The sequence below is a fragment of the Paenibacillus jilunlii genome, assembly GCF_900102965.1.
Lineage (GTDB): Bacteria > Bacillota > Bacilli > Paenibacillales > Paenibacillaceae > Paenibacillus_AQ > Paenibacillus_AQ jilunlii.
The window spans coordinates 321,186-338,680 of the sequence record NZ_FNGM01000001.1; the positions used below are offsets into that span (position 1 = coordinate 321,186).

Here is a 17,495-nt window from a genome sequence, read left to right on the forward strand (position 1 = left end):
AAGTGGAGCTCAGACAGCTGCAATATTTTCTAAAGGTTGCTCAGAAAGAACATGTAACAAGGGCTGCGGAGGAATTGCATGTCGCACAATCTGCAGTAAGCCGCCAGATTCATCAGCTGGAGCAGGAGCTTGGTGTCGACTTGTTCATGCAAAAGGGGCGTAACCTGCAGCTGACACCAGTGGGGCAGCTCTTTTGCAAAAGGGTGGAATCCGTGCTCAAGGAGCTGGAGCGTTCTGTGGCGGAGGTGCATGAATTTTTGGACCCGGAACGCGGTGAGATCCGTATCGGATTTCCGCACAGCCTGGGAACGCATTTGATTCCTTCGATAGTGGCGGAATTCCGCAAATACTATCCGCATGTGAAATTCCGCTTTAAGCAAGGCTCCTATCCTTCCCTCATTAAGGATGTAATTTCTGGAGAAGTGGACTTGGCCTTTGTCTCCCCTTTTCCGGAGAATGATGAGCATGTGGCCGGGGATATTGTGATGACCGAGGAACTGTTCGCGATCCTTCCGCAGAACCATCCGCTGGCCGGGGAGAAGGTCATCCGGCTGGAACAGCTGCGGGAGGAGAAGTTTGTTCTGTTCAGCCAGGGATATTCACTGAGGCCGATCGTATGGCAGGCTTGTCTCCAGGCAGGGTTCAAACCGCAAATCGCCTTTGAAGGCGGCGAGACGGACACCATACGCGGCTTGGTTGCTGCGGGCATGGGGGTAAGCCTGCTCCCGGAGATGGCTCTGTATCAGACCAATCCCATGCAGCCTGCACAGGTGCGGGTCGTAGAGCCTCCGGTAACCAGGACGGTCGGGCTTATCCACCGGGCTGATGGCAAGCTGCCCTTGGTGGCCCGGTCCTTTCGGACCTTTCTGCTGACCTATTTCAGAGACAGAAATAACAATACCCCGGTAGGCTCTTAGCCTCCGGGGTATTTGTTAAAGTATAAGAATTAATCTGGTTCACGCTATTGTGGTGTGTAACGTTACCAACCAAGCTTAGTCGCGGTTTCCGAGGAACATGGTGATCAGGCGCAGCAGTTCAAGTAAGGAGACCAGAGCTGCGGCTACATAAGTCAGGGCTGCCGCATTCAGCACCTTCGCCACACCGCGTTCTTCTTCGTTGCGGATATAACCCTGCTCGACCATAACCTGGCGCGCCCGGTTGCTGGCGTTGAATTCTACGGGAAGCGTTACAAGCTGGAAGGCAACGGCGGCCGAAAAGAAGATGATGCCGAGGCCGATCAGGTTAAAGGAGCTGAATAGAAAACCTGCCAGCAGCATAAAAGGTGCGACACCGGAGGCGATATTGACTACCGGGAACATCCGGTGGCGCAGCGTAAGCATCGGATAATGTACTTTGTGCTGGATCGCGTGGCCAACCTCATGGCACGCTACAGAAATGGCTGCGATGGAACGTTCGTAATATACCGGCTCTGACAAACGCACAACCCGGTGAATGGGGTCGTAGTGGTCAGAAAGCGCGCCGCGGACGGGCTCAATCGGCACATCCCCCAGACCGTTTGCGTCGAGCATCCGCCGCGCCGCATCATAACCGGTCATCCCGCTTGTATTGGCCACCTTGGCCCATTTATTGAAATTGCCCTTCACCCGGAACTGTGCCCACAATGAAAATAGAAAAGCGATTATTACCAACAGATACATCAATGGCATCATATGTCATTCCTCCACTATAGTTAATAAGCTGATTACATTGGCGGTCCTTGCGTGAGCAAGAGCTTGATCGCCTCCATGCAGGCAACTCCTTGTGGAAGAAGCGCAGCCAGTGCACGTCTGGCCTGAACGGGCTTCAAACCGTGAATCATGGGCTCAAGCGCCTTAACTTCCCGCTCAAGCCGCTGCATTTGAAGCTCCAGGTCGGCCAATTTGTCTGAAACATCGGCTTCGGGTGTGGCTGCTTTCCACTTGCTCATCATGGATTTGATCTCATCCAATGTATATTTCTCTTGCTTTAGTTGATTAATACGCTCCAAAGCGACAAGGGTTTCATGGCTGTACAACCGGTAATTTTTCACACTTCTTGATTCCGGCGCAATTAATCCCAGCTTCGTGTAATAATCAATGGTCCGTTCGCTGGTATGGGCGGCTTTGGCCAGTTCGCCAATCCGGTAAAGGGTCATATCCCCATGGTCTCTCACCTCGTTGAATGAATTCGTTTGATCGGAAGGATATATTTTCTTTCTATAATAATAGAGCATACTTAATGATAGCAAATCACAAACCGTACAGTCAAACGTCATACTTACTTAAAGTATATGATGGGAACTGCATAAGATGCCTGGGCGGCTGCCCCTGCCTTAAGCGAATACGATCCACATGAGAGAATTTTAATATTGGCGAAATATATTACATATGGTGTTAACTTATATTGAAAAAACACTGCTTACTTAAGGAACAACAAGAACAAAAGGAACAAAGTACAAAAAATAACGATATCATTTAGAGAGTAAATTGTCTTCTGCGGATTATTTTTGATCACTTTACTGCATGTTTGATTCAAAAAAATAACTAATAAAAGGGGAAGAGTGTCCATTCTTGAAGAAAACATGAGCTTCCATAAATAAATTAAAACATCCAAAAAAATAGTCTTGTCAATTTACCTGACTTCTGATTATAATGACATTAAGAGTTTCACGCTTTGTTAGAAAATATAACACTGGGGAGTGGGGTAAAGAATGAGAAAAAAGATGATAATGATGTTTCTGGCTATGATCACATTGATGGTCTATCCGGTTAGCGCATTTGCCGCTGACGGCCCGACAGCACCGGATTTGCAAATCGGTCTGGATACGGCGTTTACGTTCCTGGCCTTCATTCTGGTATTCTTTATGCAAGCAGGGTTTGCAATGCTTGAAGCCGGTTCGGTCCGGATGAAGAACGCAGGCCACGTTGCAGGTAAGACTGTATTGACGCTGGCAATCGCGAGCCTGTGTTTCTGGGCTATCGGCTTTGGGCTCGGCTTCGGTAACGGTAATGGATTCTTCGGAACAACAGGCTTCCTGTACGGCGGGGATACTCAAGCTGCATCGTTTGATTCCCTGGCATTCTCCGATGTCACTCTAAATGTTAAATTCCTCTTCCAGATGGCATTTGCGGCAGTTTCCCTGGCTATCGTATCCGGTGGTATGGCAGAACGTGCTAAACTAAGTGTATATATCGTATTCGGTATTTTGTTCTCCGTCGTGATTTATCCGGTGGTTGCACACTGGGTATGGGGCGGCGGCTGGCTGGCAGAGCTGGGTATGCAGGACTATGCAGGTTCCACAGTTGTCCATCTTACAGGTGCTACGGCGGCGGTTGTTGCAACCATTTTGCTTAAGCCCCGTCTTGGTAAATTCAATAAAGAAGGCAAACCGGTTATCATTCCTGGCCATAACCAAGTGTTCACTGTTCTCGGTGTAATTATCCTGTGGTTTGGCTGGTTCGGATTCAACCCCGGCAGCGCATTGTCCCCTATGGGCGGATTCTTCGGCCATGTGGCCTTGACAACTAACATTGCTGCAGCCGCAGGCGGTTTGGCTGCGCTCATCGCTTCCTGGTTGTACTTTGGCAAGTCGGATATTCCGGCTATGCTGAACGGGGTGCTGGCTGCATTGGTTGCCATTACTGGAGCTTGCGCATATGTAGAGCCTTGGGCTGCTATACTGATTGGTTTTGTCGCCGGCGCATTCACATTCATGACTTCGCAGTGGCTGGAACGTGCAGGACTTGACGATCCGATTTATGCTTTCTCCGTGCATGGTATTGCAGGGATGTGGGGTGCGGTTTCCACAGGTTTGTTCGCAGCACCTGATCTGATCTCTAAAGGTGCACTTGTCGGGGACGCTGGATTGTTCTACGGCGGAGGCTTCCACCAATTGGGTGTTCAGATTCTCGGGGTCGCAGGCACCTTCATATTCGTAGCTGTAATGTCCTTCATCATCCTCTATGTCATGAAGCTGGTTATCGGACTCCGTGTTACAGAGGAAGAAGAATTGATGGGTCTGGACATCAGTGAGCATGGGACTTACGGCTATCCGGAACAAATGAAACTGATTGCAGAATCGGAATCCAAGACCCTTAAACACTAATAACTTCACTTGTTGGGAGGCGGACCGAGTGGCTTCGATGGAGACGGCAGACTGGAATGAGGATAATAGATATTTGTCCATCGCAACAGCCGGTTCGCCGCAGGAGCTTAAGGCAAAGCGTATTGCTTGTCAAACAGTACTGCTGGAGCAGTTAAACGTTATTCCGATTGAGGAATGGCTGTCCCGGGTCAATGCCATGCATGACCGGATTGCCGGGACAGCGGTCAGCATATGTGAGGCGCAGATGAAAGAGGCGGGCTACGGCCCGCCTCCCTGCGCCTATTCCTTTATTGTGTTCGGCAGTGCCGGCAGACAGGAAGCTACCCTATGGAGTGATCAGGATAACGGCCTAATTGTTGAAGGAGAACCGGATGGTGTTAAAAAAGCTTATTTTGAAGCCTTTGGTGTGATGCTGTCCAATGTGCTTGAAGAAGCAGGTTATGAGAAATGCGACGGCAAGGTGATGTGTTCTGAACCCTTGTGGCGCAAAACGCTGCCGGAATGGAAGTTGCAGCTGGAAAGCTGGATGAGTCAGCTGGAATGGGAACCGATCCGCTATCTCATTATTTCCTCTGATATGCGCCATGTAGCAGGAAGCACAGCATTGTCCACGGAGTGGCGGGAAGCCTTGCATGCAGGTTTCGTAAATAATGACAAACTGTCTACAGCGGTGCTTCGCAATACTGTCCGTCACAAAGCCACGCTTAATCTGCTGGGCCAGGTGCTCACGGAGCGTTTTGGCGATTATGCGGGAGGTTTTGACGTTAAATATGGTGTCTATATTCCTTTGGTTAATATCGTCAGACATTTGACGCTGCTGCACGGTATACAGGACAGCTCAACGCTGAAGAGGCTGGAGCAGCTGGCTAAGCTCGGAAAGTATGAGCATCTGGAGGATATCAGGCGTGCTTTTTTAACTGCGCTGCGTATGCGTGTGAATACACCCTATACGGTTCAGGACGGCTTATTATCCAGCAGTGACTATATTGCTGGGAGTGATCTGAAGAATAAGCAGCTTTTGTCTGAGCTGCGGGATAGTCTGCTGCTTGTCAGGCGTTTGCACAAAGCCCTGCAGCGTCAGCTCCGGTCAGCGGAAAGGAGGCAGTCATGAAGGAGCCGAACAAAGGCGGGGGGTTCTGGAACAATCTGAGGCAGGGCGGAATGCCGTCCGCCATCGCGTCCATCAGGGGCGGGGAAACGGCCCAGCAAACCGCGCAGCAGATGGCTTTTATCCGGTCACTGATGCGCGAGAAGCGGCGCCCTGAAGTACTGCATACCCCGCTCTCGGAGTTGGAGACGGTTATCTTTGATTTGGAAACGACGGGCTTTTCCCATCAGCACGGCGACGAGATTCTGTCTTTTGGCGCAGTTAAGGTCGTAGGAGAGGAAATTAAGGAAGAGGAATGCTTCTATACCCTGGTGAACTGTCAAACCTCAATTCCGGAGGACATTACAAAGCTAACGGGGATATCAGAAGAGATGACATCGGCGGCGCCTTCATTGATTGACGGGCTGCATAATTTCATGTCTTTTGTGGGACAGCAGGTGCTGGTGGCGCATGGAAGCAATCATGATAAATCTTTTTTGAATGCCGCCCTGTGGAAGACCTCCAAGGTTCAGCTTACCCACAGAGTGCTCGATACCATGATGCTGGCCCGCTGGCTGGAGCCCCACCGGAGCAATTACACGCTTGATGAGCTGCTGGCCGTACATGGAATACCGGTTCAGGGCCGGCACAATGCGCTGGAGGATGCCAAGATGACGGCACAGCTTTGGGTATGTTATCTGCGGGAGATTTCCCAGAAAAAGCAGGTAGAAACACTGGGTGACCTGTATGCCTATCTCAGCAGAGCTTAAGGGTTGAATGCAGCAGTTTATAGCTTGGTTTGCCAGTGGAATCAGGCTGCCGGTCAATCAAGAAACCGTTCAATCGGGGGGGATTGCTGCTGAGCCCCGGAGAACCGATCAGATAGACCTGGAATTCGGCGCCGAGCGAAGACAAGCCCCGGATGTCCGCGCTGGAAGGCCAAGGTGCTGTATGCGGATGGGAATGGAATATTCCAACGGGTGCAGGCTTTAGATAAAGAGCGGCAACCCATTCCTGCGGGTCAGGGACAAAAGCGTGCAGCGGGTCAGGCGCTACGTTGCGCATCGGCAGATACCTGTCGATGTGCATGCCGCCCGCTGCGGCAGCACCCAGCAGGACTCCGCATGCTTCATGCGGATCACAGGTCAGCATGTGCTTCCCCAGCGCCTGCTGCACGGAGGCATTCAGTGTAATCGGCTGGAGGTTTCCCTGGAATGCTGTCACTTGTTCACCCCTCTCTCTTCATAGGGTTTCGTCATTGGCGAAATCCTCTTTTTTTATGCTGGTTTGAAACTGCCGCAATTGGGGGTACAATAGGAGAAAAACATCCCATTTGCAAAGGACAAACCACATATGAAAGCTGTAAATAAACGAAATATAACGGTTATAGCGGTCATTGTTTTCCTGGCTTTTCTGGCGATAGAGCGTACAACCCGGTCGGAGCCGGAATCGGTCCCAGCCATGGAGCAGCAGGGAAGCTCCAAAACTGAGAGCGGGGCGGGCAAGGGCCTGCTGGCACCCGCGTTCACCTTGCAGGGAGTAAATGGTGAGAGCTACTCCGTTGAAGGGGCCAGAGAAAAAGCGGTGCTGGTGAATTTCTGGGCTTCCTGGTGTGAGCCCTGCCAGCAGGAGGCGCCTGCGCTGAATGCGCTGGCATTGAAGTACAAAGATGTGCTCGACGTTTATGGGATCAACGTAACGAGCCAGGATTACAAGCCTAACGCGGAACGTTTTGTCAGGAAGTATATGCTGGCGTTTCCCGTTATGTATGATCTTAAAGGTGAAGTTTTTGACAAATATAAAGGTGCCGTATTCCCTACTAATGTGCTTGTGGACAAAAACGGAGTCATCGCCGAGGTGATTCTCGGACTCCTGTCCCCGGAAGAGCTTGAAAAGAAGATCATCGCCCTGACCGGTTCCTGAACAAAAGGGATGCGGCAAGTCAGCAAAGCCCCTCTGCACCCTCGGGATGTTCCCGGGTGCGAGGGGCTTTGTCTTGAAATATAGACTATATCCTCTAAATTAGTGATTGACGAGTCCTCTGGGCGCTCTGCTTACTTCCGTGTCATTCTCCAGCGAAATCTGGCCCAGAAGGGCATAGCGCATACTGTCCACCAGCGCTTCCCAGCTTGCTTCAATCACATTGCTGGATACCCCGACAGTGCTCCAGGTGTCGCTGTAGTCCTTGGATTCGATTAATACGCGAACCTTCGCGGCGGTCTGATCCTTCTCGTCAAGCACCCGCACCTTGTAGTCGGAGAGATGCATGTCTTTCAGTTGCGGGAAGTAAGTCAGCAGCGCCTTGCGCAGCGCGTTATCCAGCGCATTGACCGGACCGTTGCCTTCGGCAGCGGTATAGAGATTATCTCCGCCGACTCTGAGTTTAACAAAGGCTTCGGAGACAACGGGGCTTCCGGCGGTCTTTTCCACAAGCATCTTAAAGGATTCAAAGGTGAACAGCTCGTTCATCTCGCCGGTGGCTTCGCGCAGCAGCAGTTCCAAAGAGGCGTCTGCACCTTCGAACTGATAGCCCTGATGCTCCAGATTTTTGATCTTGTCGATCACCTTGCGGGCTTGCTCGCTGCTTGGGTCGAGGCTTAAGCCCATATCCTGTGCTTTGGACAGGACATTGCTCTGGCCCGCCAGCTCGGAGACCAGCACCCGCTGCTTGTTGCCCACAAGCTCGGGAGCGATATGCTCATAGGTGCGGGAATCACGCAGAATGGCCGATACATGGATGCCGCCTTTGTGCGCAAACGCGGCATTGCCTACATAAGGCTGATTCACCGGCAGGTTCACATTGGCCACTTCACTGATATAGTGGGCTGTATTCGTTAGCTGAGGCAAGGAATCACCGGGGATGCAGTGATACCCCATTTTGAGCTGCAGGGTAGGGATGATCGAGCACAGGTTGGCATTTCCGCAGCGTTCACCGTAACCGTTGATTGTACCCTGCACCTGCCGTGCACCCGCGCTGATGGCGCTGAGTGCATTCGCGACTGCGAGCTCGCAGTCGTTATGGGTATGAATGCCGAGCGGGGCGCCAGGCAGCTGAAGAGCTATGCCGGATACAATCTCCTGAATTTCATTCGGAAGGGTTCCGCCGTTCGTATCGCACATGACCAGCCAATCCGCACCGGCTTCACGGGCCGCTCCCAGGACGGCAGCTGCATATTCGGGATTGTTCTTATAACCGTCGAAAAAGTGCTCTGCATCGAAAATGACCTCAAGGCCTTTGCGCTTCAGATAGGCAATGGACTCGCCGATCATGGCAAGATTCTCTTCAAGGGTAGTCTGCAGTGCGGTGTGAACATGGAAGTCCCATGACTTCCCGACCAGAGTAGCCGCCGGAACACCGGCATCAATCATCCGCTGCAGGTTCTCGTCATGCTCGGTGCTGGAATTCTTGCGCCGGGTGCTGCCGAATGCGGTGATTTTGGCATGCAGATGCAGTTCCTTGACTCTTTTGAAAAACTCAATGTCCTTGTTGTTGCTCCCCGGGATGCCACCTTCAATATAATGCACACCCAGATCATCGAGTTTCTTGGCAATCTTCAGCTTGTCATCTGCCGACAGACTGATGCCTTCACCTTGGGTGCCGTCACGCAACGTCGTATCGAAGATGGAAATGGACTTAGACATGAGAGTCCTCCTAAAAGTTTTTGAATTTTTATATTATAGCATTTTTACGCGGGAATGTAACAAAGAACTTTAGGGGGATGAACACCTGGTTGACCTTGCGCCGGGAGAAGAGGTATGCTGAAACCAACAATGGAAACCCTAAGATAAGAAGGTAGATATTGTGCAGAATGTGGATCAATATTATCCGGCAAGCGGCAGGGTGATTCTGCATGTGGATATGAATGCTTTTTACTGCTCTGTACATGAGGCGGAAGACCCGGACCAATATAAAGGAAAAGCAACGGCGGTTGCCGGCAGCGTGGAGCTCCGCAGGGGGATTATTGTGACCTGCTCCTATGCAGCGCGCAGACTGGGGATTTCCACAGGGATGCAGGTGCAAAAAGCACTGCGCATTTGCCCTTCGCTTCTATTGATTAAGCCGAATTTTCATCTCTACCGCAAGTACTCTAATGCTTTTATGCAGATAGCCTACAGTTATACTCCTCTGCTGGAAGCTGTCTCGATAGATGAATGTTATCTGGATATTACCGGTTCACGCCAATTCGGGACCCCGCTGGAGATTGCCGAAGGTATTCAGCGGCGCATTATGGAAGAGCTTGGGCTGCCATGCTCCATCGGTATCGCCCCCAATAAGCTGCTGGCGAAGATCGCTTCCGATCTGAAGAAGCCGAATGGCATCTCTATCCTGCGGCTGCGCGACGTGCCGGATATTCTATGGGACAAGCCTTGCAACGAGATGTTCGGGATCGGAAGCAAAACCGCAGAGAAGCTCCGGAAGCTCGGCATCTACAGCATCGGACAGCTGGCGGCAGCGGATGAACGGATGCTCGTGGAGCATTTCGGGGTGATGGGTTCCTGGCTGAAGCGGGCAGGGAACGGCATTGATCATGGCGTGGTGAATCCGGAAAGGGAGCAGAGCAAGTCCATCGGGCATACCACGACACTTCCGAGCGATGTCGTCGGGCTGGCTGAAGCAAGGCCGATTCTGCTGAATCTGAGCGATCAGGTGGCCCGGCGCCTGCGGAAGCAGGGATTGGTGGCGTCTGGGGTACAGCTCACCATCCGTACGCCGGATATGAAGACGATCACGCGCTCGCGCCAGCTGGAGACGCCTACGGAGAGCGCCGAGGATATTTACAAGACGGCATGTGACCAGTTCGCCCGGCACTGGAAGGGTGACAAACCGGTTCGGCTGCTGGGCGTTACGCTGCAAGGGCTGACCGCCAAAGAGGACTCTGCCATCCAGCTGGATCTGTTCAATTATGAACGCCAGCCCAAGAAGGAGTCGCTTAACCAAACGATGGACATGCTGCGCAATAAGTTCGGCGAGAACGCAGTCCTTACGGCCGGTATGCTGAGCGACAGCCATTCGGCGCGCCTGCGCAACCACAAGGAGCGGGGAACCTCCCTGCAAAAGGATAATCTTCACAAGACGGGCCCTGCGGAGGAGTGATTTAAGTCCTATCCCATCGGCTGATTGCCAATCCGCAAGATGCGTCAAAATTGGAAACGAACTGAAAATCCATTGAAATTGTTTTCTATTTATATTAATATGACAAAATAACAGGCTGCTGCAACAGGTCTGTATTGTTCAACGGGAGGCAGAGAAGAAATGGCTAAATACACTTGGGTCGAAAAAGATACCTGCATCGCATGCGGTGCTTGTGGCGCAACGGCCCCTGATATTTTTGATTATGATGATGAAGGTTTGGCGGAAGTGATCTACGAAAACGACGGCAACCACGGGGTGACCGCGATTCCCGACGACTTGTTCGATGATCTGCAGGACTCTGCCGACGGATGTCCTACGGACTCCATCAAAATTGCAGACGCACCTTTTAACAAAGAAGGCTAAACCTCCGGGTTATTCGTATCTGCGCAAAATATAAGGATTAGAAATGAGGTAAACCTTATTTCTAATCCTTATATTTCCATAAAGACATTCCTTTTGCTGCGATAAATGCGGCTGGGGATGTCTTTTTTTCATGAGCGTGCCGATATAAAATATAAAGATTGAGTATTCCACAATCCGCGGAGGCCCCGATGAAAAACTCGCAGCATCTCAAAGTCTATGTTCAGATGCATCCCGATAACAAGATGGCATGGTACTTGCTTGGTAAGGAATATTATAAGAACGGACAGCATGGAAAAGCGAATTACTGCTTCAACCAGGCAGGTGAAGTGTATGAAGCTTTTGAGCACAGCAAGGTACCGGCGGAAATGCTCCGGGAATATGAGGAAGGGCTGATCCGGGAAAATCGGCAGCGGCATGAGTCCAGGCTGAGGCTGCGCCGGGGATTGCTGGTGCTGCTCCTCCTGCTGCTCATGCTGATCCCGTCGGCAGTAGCCCCTGGTGTGAATTTGGACAAATCCGGGTTTTCAGTCCCGGAGGCTGCTGCCGGGGATCTCGAAGAGCCTGTCGCAGCAGAGCCGGCTGATGAAGAGGCACCTTCGGTCCCGGATGTCTTGGCGTTTACGGCAGCCGGTGAAGATGCAGCTTCAGCAGGCCAGGCATTGGCTGCAATCCTGAAGAGCCAGAAGGCGCCTTCCCAAACCGCTGTGCTGGCCATGAAAAAGTCAGGGCGATGGCTCATCTGGAAGAAGCACCTGCCGCTTGTGGCTACATTGGAGCAGAGCCGCAAGGGGAAGATTGTCTACCAGTCTTATAATCCGGCTGTCTGTGCCTGCGAACCGCCGGAAGCCGGCGGGCTGAAGAAGCAGGCGGAGCTCTGGCAGGAGAAGCAGGAAGAGCTGGCAGCGCTATGGAGTGCGATACATTCCTACAACAGCAGCAAGGGTAAGCCGCCGGAATCGCTGAAGGAGCTGACCCGGCCTTTTCCGGGGAATATTCTGGGCGGAACAACGCCGCTCATGAAACAGGAGTTCGCCGCCTTACGCGCGGCCTCTGCCCAGCAGCCGCTCCAGGCTTCGGCGCAGCCTTCCCCGGCTGCGTCACCAGACGGTACAGCTGCAGCTGGAGGAAACGGCAGTGTGGAAGATACGGCCAACCGGAGCAAGGGGCAGCCGCCCTTTTTTAGCCAGCCGCTTGCCATTATTGTGGATAAACAAAATCACCGCCTGGCAGTTACCAGCGGCAATATCATTCTAAGGAACTATGCGGTTGGCCTTGGGGGCGGGAAGACGCCGGAAGGGGAGTTTGTGATCTCTGACAAGGTGGTCAATCCGAACGGGCATGACAATGGGGAGTTCGGCAGCCGCGGCATGCAACTCTCGGATACCAATTATGCCATTCATGGCACGAATGAGCCGGACAGCATCGGCAAGGATGAGTCACTGGGCTGTATCCGGATGAAACGCGAGGATGTGGAGGAGCTGTTCGCAATGGTGCCGATGGGGACGAAGGTCCAAATTAGTAAAGGGGTTCTGCCTGACGAACTGCTGCTGCCCGGGGAGCGTTACCCGTCACGCACACCGCTGGATCAGACCAACCCCAACAAAGTCTACCATTGGCTCAATTAATTTCCGGCAACAATAAACAACACAATAATTAGAAGAATCAGAAGCACCAGACTGACACTGATCCATAGGATTGCTTTGCGGTTGACTTCTTCTTTCTTCTGCTGCAGTGTCGGGGGTTTGCGCTTTGTAGACATATTGGCCATCCTTCTTTCTCTCTTTATCGTTGATTACCCTTACATTGTAATGCGTTTACAAGAAAAATACTATACTCTGGGTTTCACCGGGAAGCACCGCCCGGTAAAAAACTTTTCTTTTCCCCCGGAAACGGCTAAAATTAAGAAGAAACCTACAGAATCGGGGATTCACCTGACATCACTTAAGGGTTCCCTTGAAGGAGCGAGAACGGTGCTGTATCGACATTTAGGCAAACCTATTTTCTTTAAAATGGACCCGGAGAAAGCGCACCATCTCGTCATAGGCGGACTGAACAAATCAGATCTGGTGCCTGGCGGGAGTGCGGCTATGCGGCTTATGTACGGCGTTCCCGAAACAGCCGACCTTGCGGTGGATCTGTTCGGCCTGCATTTCCCGACTCCGGTGGGACTTGCGGCAGGCCTTGATAAGAACGCTGAAGCGGTGGGCGGGTTCTCTTCCATCGGCTTTGGTTTTATGGAAGTGGGCACTGTCACACCGAAGGGCCAGCCGGGCAATGACAGTCCGCGGTTGTTCCGGCTGCTGCCGGACGAAGCGCTGATCAACCGGATGGGCTTCAATAATAAAGGCGCCGAAGCCATGGCGGGACGGCTGAAGGCGATTAAGAAACGCAGAATTCCGGTGGCTGTGAACATCGGACGCAACAAAACGACGCCGAATGAATCCGCGCATGAGGATTACCGCCAGTGTATCCGTACGCTTTATCCGTACGGTGATTTTTTTGTGGTTAATATCAGCTCGCCGAATACGCCGGATCTGCGCAGTCTTCAGCACGGCAGCGAGTTGTCGAACCTTCTGGCGCAGGTCAAGGAGGAAATGGAGCTTCAGCATAAGCAGAGCGGCGCTGCCAAAAGCCTGCTGGTCAAAATCGCACCTGACGTCAGTGACGGCGAACTGGAATATATGGTACATACGATCGCTGAGGCCGGAATGGACGGTGTGATTGCCACCAATACCACGCTCAGCCGTGAAGGGCTGCGGAGTGACAAGGCAGGCGAGACAGGCGGCCTAAGCGGGAAACCGCTGCGCGACCGTTCGACTGAAATTATCAGCAGGATTTACCGCCAGACGGGCGGCAAGCTGCCGATTATCGGTTCAGGCGGTATTTTTACCGGCCAGGACGCATATGACAAGATCCGGGCAGGCGCGAGTCTGGTCGAAATTTATACAGCTCTCATCTATGAAGGACCAGAGGTTAACCGCAAAGTGCATGCCGGATTACGGAAGCTGCTGCGGCGGGACGGATTCTCTCATATCCTAGAAGCGGTGGGCGCTGATCATCACTGAAGGATGAATGGACAGGAGGACGAAGGCGATGGACGTCAGGGACTGGGGAACATTTTTGCTTCCATATGAACAAACTGTGGAGGAATTGAAGGTTAAATTCAAAACGATGCGCTCGGAGCTTAAAAAAAGAGAAGAATACACACCGATTGAGTTCGTAACCGGACGCGTCAAGCGGCTGTCAAGCATTTTGGAGAAGGCCCAGCGCTTAAATGTAAAAATGGAGGATCTGGAAACGGGAATCGAGGATATTGCCGGCATCCGCATCATGTGCCAGTTCGTCGAGGATATCCGCAGAGTGGCGGAATATATCCGTGCCCGCAAGGATCTGGAGGTCCTCTATGAGAAGGATTACATCACCAACTATAAGGAAAGCGGCTACCGCAGCTTCCATATGATTATTAAATATCCGGTGCAGACGGCCCTGGGGCAAAAGATCGTGCTCGCCGAGATTCAAATCCGCACGCTCGCTATGAACTTCTGGGCAACCATCGAGCATTCCCTGAACTACAAATACCGGGAAAGTCTGCCCGACGAAATGCGGCTGCGTCTGAAGACGGCTGCGGAAGCCGCCTCCATTCTGGACAGCGAAATGTCCAGCATCCGCGAAGAAATCCTGGAGGCCCAGAAAACCTTTGAGGAAAATTCGAATACAACAACCCAACTGCTGAAGGCAATTCACCAGTTGTACTTCTACCACCTGGTCAATGAAGCGATTGAGAGCCAGGAGCGCTTCAATCAGATCTGGCAGGCGCAGGATATGGACGCAATGAAGGAATTGCTGGAACATGTGCGCGAACTGCTGTCGAATGCCAAAAAGGATAGTCTGCCGGATGGCCTATGAACGGCTGTATCTGGCATACCTGGTCTATTTCAACCGGGACCGGGATTATTTTGAATGCCATGAGGTGCTTGAAGAGCTGTGGCTGGCCCGGGACAAGGACCCGCTCTACAAGGCGCTGCTGCAGACAGCGGTAGGACTGTATCATTTCCGCAATAACAACGTGCGCGGCGCCTTGATTATGCTGAACCGGGCGTATGAGGTGCTGCAGCGGTATCCTGCGGATACCCTGGGCATTAATCTTGCCAAGCTGGCCGGCGAGGCTGGTGATTACGCGCGGAAGCTGGAAACCTACGCGGAGCAGCCGTTCGGGTATTATGATCTGACGATTGAGCTGCTGGACCCGGAGCTTGCAGAGGAAGTGGCTGCTGCGGGCCGGGATATCGTTCCCAGCCACCCTCAGCGCCGCGGTCCGCAGCGGCCGGAGTCATCCCGCCGCAAATAAGGCATAATGAATAGCAAGGCTATCACAGGAGCACCCGCAGGGGTGTTCCTTGATTATTGGAGGAAGGCATCATGGCAGTTGAGCTGCCCGGCACTTTTATGCAGCGCATGGAGGACATGCTGGGATCGGATTATGAGCAATTTGCGGAGTCGTACCAAGAGACTCCTTATGGCGGCATCCGTGCCAACACTTTAAAAATTTCTGTGGAGGAGCTGCTTGCACTCTCCCCCTTTACACTTGCACCCATTCCTTGGTGCCCGTCCGGGTTCTATACGGAAGCAGGGGCAAGACCCGGCAAACATCCGTATTACCATGCCGGAATGTATTATATTCAGGAGCCCAGCGCCATGGCGCCGGTGGAACTGCTTGGTGTGCAGCCCGGCGACCGGGTGCTTGACTTATGTGCGGCTCCGGGCGGCAAATCCACACAGATTGCCGCCAAGCTGCAGGGTGAGGGGCTGCTGGTCAGCAATGACCTGCATCCGGACCGGACCAAGGCACTGGCGAAGAATCTGGAGCTGTACGGTGTCCGCAACGGCATCGTGCTGAATGAAAGCCCCGGGCGGATTGCTGCGGCTTTTCCCGGATTTTTTGACCGCATCCTGATCGATGCGCCTTGCTCGGGCGAAGGCATGTTCCGCAAGGATGAAGATATGGTCAAGCAGTGGGAGCCGGACACGCCGCTGAAATATGCGGCGATGCAGCGTGAAATTCTGGCTTCAGCCGCAGCAGCGCTGAAGCCGGGAGGAGCGCTCGTCTACTCCACGTGCACCTTTGCTATGGAAGAGAATGAAGGCATAATCGGGGAGTTTTTAGCCAGCCATCCGGAGTTTTCGCTTATTCCTGTTGGTGGAACCGGATCATTTGCGCCAGGCCTTGGCGGGCTGCCGGGAGCAGCCCGGCTGTGGCCGCATAAAGTTAAGGGCGAGGGGCACTTTATGGCCGTATTGCGCCATGACGGAAGCAGTGCCTCTCCGGAAGAGGCCGCTGTTCTGAAGCTGAACGGGAGGGACAAGGCCTTGCCTGTTTCCCCGCGGAACAAAGGGGGCAAGGCGCAATCCTCAACCAAGGCCGCTGCTGCGAGAGCGGACGGCGGACGCGGGGGTAAAGGAGGCCGCGCGGCGAACAAATCCGGCGGCGCTGCTCCGGGACGCCAGTCTCAGGGTATGGGAGAAGAAGCGGCACTAGCTGCATATTCCGTATTCGCCGAAGAACAGCTGGGCTGGCAGCCTACCGGTTATCCGGTGCTGTTCGGTGACCATCTGTACATCTCGCCGCTGCCGAAGGCTGCGCTGGACGGGCTGAAGACAATTCGTCCCGGCTGGTATGCCGGGCATATCCGCAGCGGCCGGTTCATTCCCGGACATCCGCTTGCTACTGCGCTGCATCCTGCCGAAAGTATCCGCAGCCTTTCATTGCCGGGCAACAGCGGTGAAGCTGTCTCCTATCTGAAGGGCGAGACACTCTCGATCCCTGCGGAACGCTTATCGGTACGATCCGGCAGCTCTCCGAAGGGTTATGTGCTGGTCTGTATCGACGGTTACAGCGCAGGCTGGGGCAAGTGGCAGGACGGTATGCTGAAGAATGAATATCCCGCAGGCTGGAGGTGGACGTAGGGATGAGTGCAACAGGAAATTCTTCCAAAAAACAACGGATCGATAAAGTGCTGTCCCACATGGGGATAGGCTCGCGCAGTGATATCCGCAAACAGGCCAAGCAGGGACTCATTACTGTGAACGGTGCCGTAATCAAAGATAGCGGCTTCCATGTTAATCCCTATGCCGACACAATCGAGGTTAGCGGCGAGCCGGTGGTCTATCGTGAGTTCATCTACCTGATGATGAATAAGCCGCCGGGCGTATTGTCTGCTACAGAAGACAAGCGGGACCGTACAGTGCTGGATCTGCTCAAGCCGGAATATGCACAGTTCGAACCGTTTCCGGTCGGAAGGCTGGATAAGGATACGGTCGGTTTACTGCTGCTGACCAATGACGGACAACTGGCCCATGAGCTGCTCTCTCCCCGAAAGCATGTACCGAAGACGTACGAGGCTACGGTTGAGGGCGAGGTGGATGCCGCAGATGTGGCTGCTTTTGCCGCCGGGATTGAGCTGGAGGATGGTTATGTGACATTGCCTGCACAGCTCACCATTTTGGGCAGAGAACGCGGAAGCAAGACCCTGTCGCAGATTTCACTGACAATTACCGAGGGGAAATTCCATCAGGTGAAGCGGATGTTTTTGGCGGTAGGCAAAAAAGTAGTTTTCCTAAAAAGAGTCTCCATGGGCGCGCTGAAGCTGGATGAGCGTCTGGCTCCCGGGGCCTGCCGGGAGCTGACGGCCGAAGAGCTAAAGCTGCTGGGCGGAGGGAAGGCTGAAGCTTAAGAGGATGAACAGCCGGATTTTTATCCCAGGTTGATTAAAGCAGCTGCTCCGGTTAACAGATTTTAGATACAATGAAATGAAATATACACAGATAAA

At 52.9% G+C, this 17,495-nt stretch carries 18 protein-coding genes; 13 read left to right on the top strand and 5 right to left on the bottom strand.

Annotated features, from left to right (window positions below):
- Window positions 1–2 precede the first annotated feature (2 nt).
- On the top strand, window positions 3–917 hold the full coding sequence (gene gltC / locus BLQ82_RS01490) for a glutamate biosynthesis transcriptional regulator GltC (protein ID WP_020428941.1): 915 nt from the start codon (window positions 3–5) through the stop codon (window positions 915–917).
- A 75-nt stretch (window positions 918–992) separates the two neighbouring features.
- Here gltC and BLQ82_RS01495 read toward each other — a convergent pair whose 3' ends face one another.
- Both BLQ82_RS01495 and BLQ82_RS01500 read right to left on the bottom strand, forming a co-directional pair.
- A complete protein-coding gene (locus tag BLQ82_RS01495) occupies window positions 993–1,670 on the bottom strand; it encodes a zinc metallopeptidase (RefSeq protein ID WP_020428939.1) in 678 nt (225 codons plus the stop codon).
- A 32-nt stretch (window positions 1,671–1,702) separates the two neighbouring features.
- The gene (locus BLQ82_RS01500) at window positions 1,703–2,134 is read right to left on the bottom strand and encodes a MerR family transcriptional regulator (RefSeq protein ID WP_062526699.1); all 432 of its coding nucleotides are present in this window, start codon (window positions 2,132–2,134) and stop codon (window positions 1,703–1,705) included.
- A gap of 555 nt (window positions 2,135–2,689) precedes the next feature.
- Between BLQ82_RS01500 and BLQ82_RS01505 the strand changes: the two genes are divergently transcribed.
- The 3 genes from BLQ82_RS01505 to BLQ82_RS01515 are packed head-to-tail and all read left to right on the top strand — an operon-like array spanning window position 2,690 to window position 5,941.
- Complete coding sequence (locus tag BLQ82_RS01505; protein WP_062526701.1) at window positions 2,690–4,084, top strand: ammonium transporter; 1,395 nt, start codon at window positions 2,690–2,692, stop codon at window positions 4,082–4,084.
- Between the two features lie 37 nt (window positions 4,085–4,121).
- Window positions 4,122–5,195, top strand: a complete 1,074-nt coding sequence (locus tag BLQ82_RS01510; protein ID WP_062526896.1) for a DUF294 nucleotidyltransferase-like domain-containing protein — start codon at window positions 4,122–4,124, stop codon at window positions 5,193–5,195.
- Window positions 5,192–5,941 carry an exonuclease domain-containing protein gene (locus BLQ82_RS01515; RefSeq protein WP_062526703.1) on the top strand — a complete coding sequence of 250 codons (750 nt, stop codon included), beginning with the start codon at window positions 5,192–5,194 and terminating at the stop codon, window positions 5,939–5,941. The genes BLQ82_RS01510 and BLQ82_RS01515 overlap by 4 nt, the downstream gene beginning before the upstream one ends.
- On the opposite strand, the gene BLQ82_RS01520 is transcribed toward BLQ82_RS01515, so the two are convergent.
- Window positions 5,928–6,395 (bottom strand): M67 family metallopeptidase, encoded by a 468-nt coding sequence (locus tag BLQ82_RS01520; protein ID WP_062526705.1) that lies wholly within the window; start codon window positions 6,393–6,395, stop codon window positions 5,928–5,930. The two genes, BLQ82_RS01515 and BLQ82_RS01520, sit on opposite strands and share 14 nt — an antisense overlap.
- A 129-nt stretch (window positions 6,396–6,524) precedes the next feature.
- Between BLQ82_RS01520 and BLQ82_RS01525 the strand changes: the two genes are divergently transcribed.
- Window positions 6,525–7,094: a TlpA family protein disulfide reductase gene (locus tag BLQ82_RS01525; RefSeq protein WP_062526707.1), complete on the top strand. Its 570-nt coding sequence runs from the start codon at window positions 6,525–6,527 to the stop codon at window positions 7,092–7,094.
- Window positions 7,095–7,193: 99 nt separating this feature from the next.
- Here the strand turns inward: BLQ82_RS01525 and cimA are convergent, their stop codons facing one another.
- Window positions 7,194–8,813 (bottom strand): citramalate synthase, encoded by a 1,620-nt coding sequence (cimA, locus tag BLQ82_RS01530; protein WP_062526709.1) that lies wholly within the window; start codon window positions 8,811–8,813, stop codon window positions 7,194–7,196.
- A 160-nt stretch (window positions 8,814–8,973) separates the two neighbouring features.
- Between cimA and BLQ82_RS01535 the strand changes: the two genes are divergently transcribed.
- From BLQ82_RS01535 to BLQ82_RS01545, 3 genes are all read left to right on the top strand, one after another.
- Window positions 8,974–10,266, top strand: a complete 1,293-nt coding sequence (locus tag BLQ82_RS01535) for a DNA polymerase IV (RefSeq protein ID WP_074647608.1) — start codon at window positions 8,974–8,976, stop codon at window positions 10,264–10,266.
- Between the two features lie 159 nt (window positions 10,267–10,425).
- Window positions 10,426–10,668, top strand: a complete 243-nt coding sequence (locus BLQ82_RS01540) for a ferredoxin (RefSeq protein ID WP_025705212.1) — start codon at window positions 10,426–10,428, stop codon at window positions 10,666–10,668.
- A gap of 188 nt (window positions 10,669–10,856) precedes the next feature.
- Complete coding sequence (locus tag BLQ82_RS01545; RefSeq protein WP_062526713.1) at window positions 10,857–12,293, top strand: L,D-transpeptidase; 1,437 nt, start codon at window positions 10,857–10,859, stop codon at window positions 12,291–12,293.
- Here BLQ82_RS01545 and BLQ82_RS31730 read toward each other — a convergent pair.
- Window positions 12,290–12,427, bottom strand: a complete 138-nt coding sequence (locus BLQ82_RS31730; protein WP_167330823.1) for a hypothetical protein — start codon at window positions 12,425–12,427, stop codon at window positions 12,290–12,292. The genes BLQ82_RS01545 and BLQ82_RS31730 overlap by 4 nt on opposite strands.
- Window positions 12,428–12,638: 211 nt before the next feature.
- Here BLQ82_RS31730 and BLQ82_RS01550 point away from each other — a divergent pair, with 211 nt between their 5' ends.
- The 5 genes from BLQ82_RS01550 (at window position 12,639) to BLQ82_RS01570 (ending at window position 17,399) form a co-directional block, all read left to right on the top strand.
- Window positions 12,639–13,733 carry a quinone-dependent dihydroorotate dehydrogenase gene (locus tag BLQ82_RS01550; RefSeq protein WP_074647801.1) on the top strand — a complete coding sequence of 365 codons (1,095 nt, stop codon included), beginning with the start codon at window positions 12,639–12,641 and terminating at the stop codon, window positions 13,731–13,733.
- 28 nt (window positions 13,734–13,761) lie between these two features.
- Window positions 13,762–14,574 (top strand): GTP diphosphokinase, encoded by an 813-nt coding sequence (gene yjbM / locus BLQ82_RS01555; RefSeq protein ID WP_074647611.1) that lies wholly within the window; start codon window positions 13,762–13,764, stop codon window positions 14,572–14,574.
- Window positions 14,564–15,016: a DUF309 domain-containing protein gene (locus BLQ82_RS01560; protein ID WP_062526717.1), complete on the top strand. Its 453-nt coding sequence runs from the start codon at window positions 14,564–14,566 to the stop codon at window positions 15,014–15,016. The genes yjbM and BLQ82_RS01560 overlap by 11 nt, the downstream gene beginning before the upstream one ends.
- Before the next feature lie 71 nt (window positions 15,017–15,087).
- Window positions 15,088–16,632, top strand: coding sequence for an RsmB/NOP family class I SAM-dependent RNA methyltransferase (locus tag BLQ82_RS01565; RefSeq protein WP_062526719.1), 1,545 nt, complete (start codon window positions 15,088–15,090; stop codon window positions 16,630–16,632).
- A 2-nt stretch (window positions 16,633–16,634) separates the two neighbouring features.
- Window positions 16,635–17,399: a pseudouridine synthase gene (locus BLQ82_RS01570; protein ID WP_074647613.1), complete on the top strand. Its 765-nt coding sequence runs from the start codon at window positions 16,635–16,637 to the stop codon at window positions 17,397–17,399.
- Window positions 17,400–17,495: the final 96 nt, after the last annotated feature.

What these genes read in the sequence shown, in the direction of transcription:
- BLQ82_RS01505 (WP_062526701.1), top strand. Translation starts at nt 2,690, where the DNA reads ATGAGAAAAAAGATGATAATGATGTTTCTGGCTATGATCACATTGATG.
- BLQ82_RS01565 (WP_062526719.1), top strand. Translation starts at nt 15,088, where the DNA reads ATGGCAGTTGAGCTGCCCGGCACTTTTATGCAGCGCATGGAGGACATG.
- BLQ82_RS01545 (WP_062526713.1), top strand. Translation starts at nt 10,857, where the DNA reads ATGAAAAACTCGCAGCATCTCAAAGTCTATGTTCAGATGCATCCCGAT.
- BLQ82_RS01525 (WP_062526707.1), top strand. Translation starts at nt 6,525, where the DNA reads ATGAAAGCTGTAAATAAACGAAATATAACGGTTATAGCGGTCATTGTT.
- yjbM (WP_074647611.1), top strand. Translation starts at nt 13,762, where the DNA reads ATGGACGTCAGGGACTGGGGAACATTTTTGCTTCCATATGAACAAACT.
- BLQ82_RS01570 (WP_074647613.1), top strand. Translation starts at nt 16,635, where the DNA reads ATGAGTGCAACAGGAAATTCTTCCAAAAAACAACGGATCGATAAAGTG.
- BLQ82_RS31730 (WP_167330823.1), bottom strand. Translation starts at nt 12,427, where the DNA reads ATGTCTACAAAGCGCAAACCCCCGACACTGCAGCAGAAGAAAGAAGAA.
- BLQ82_RS01560 (WP_062526717.1), top strand. Translation starts at nt 14,564, where the DNA reads ATGGCCTATGAACGGCTGTATCTGGCATACCTGGTCTATTTCAACCGG.
- BLQ82_RS01510 (WP_062526896.1), top strand. Translation starts at nt 4,122, where the DNA reads ATGGAGACGGCAGACTGGAATGAGGATAATAGATATTTGTCCATCGCA.
- cimA (WP_062526709.1), bottom strand. Translation starts at nt 8,813, where the DNA reads ATGTCTAAGTCCATTTCCATCTTCGATACGACGTTGCGTGACGGCACC.
- BLQ82_RS01500 (WP_062526699.1), bottom strand. Translation starts at nt 2,134, where the DNA reads ATGACCCTTTACCGGATTGGCGAACTGGCCAAAGCCGCCCATACCAGC.
- BLQ82_RS01495 (WP_020428939.1), bottom strand. Translation starts at nt 1,670, where the DNA reads ATGATGCCATTGATGTATCTGTTGGTAATAATCGCTTTTCTATTTTCA.
- BLQ82_RS01540 (WP_025705212.1), top strand. Translation starts at nt 10,426, where the DNA reads ATGGCTAAATACACTTGGGTCGAAAAAGATACCTGCATCGCATGCGGT.
- BLQ82_RS01515 (WP_062526703.1), top strand. Translation starts at nt 5,192, where the DNA reads ATGAAGGAGCCGAACAAAGGCGGGGGGTTCTGGAACAATCTGAGGCAG.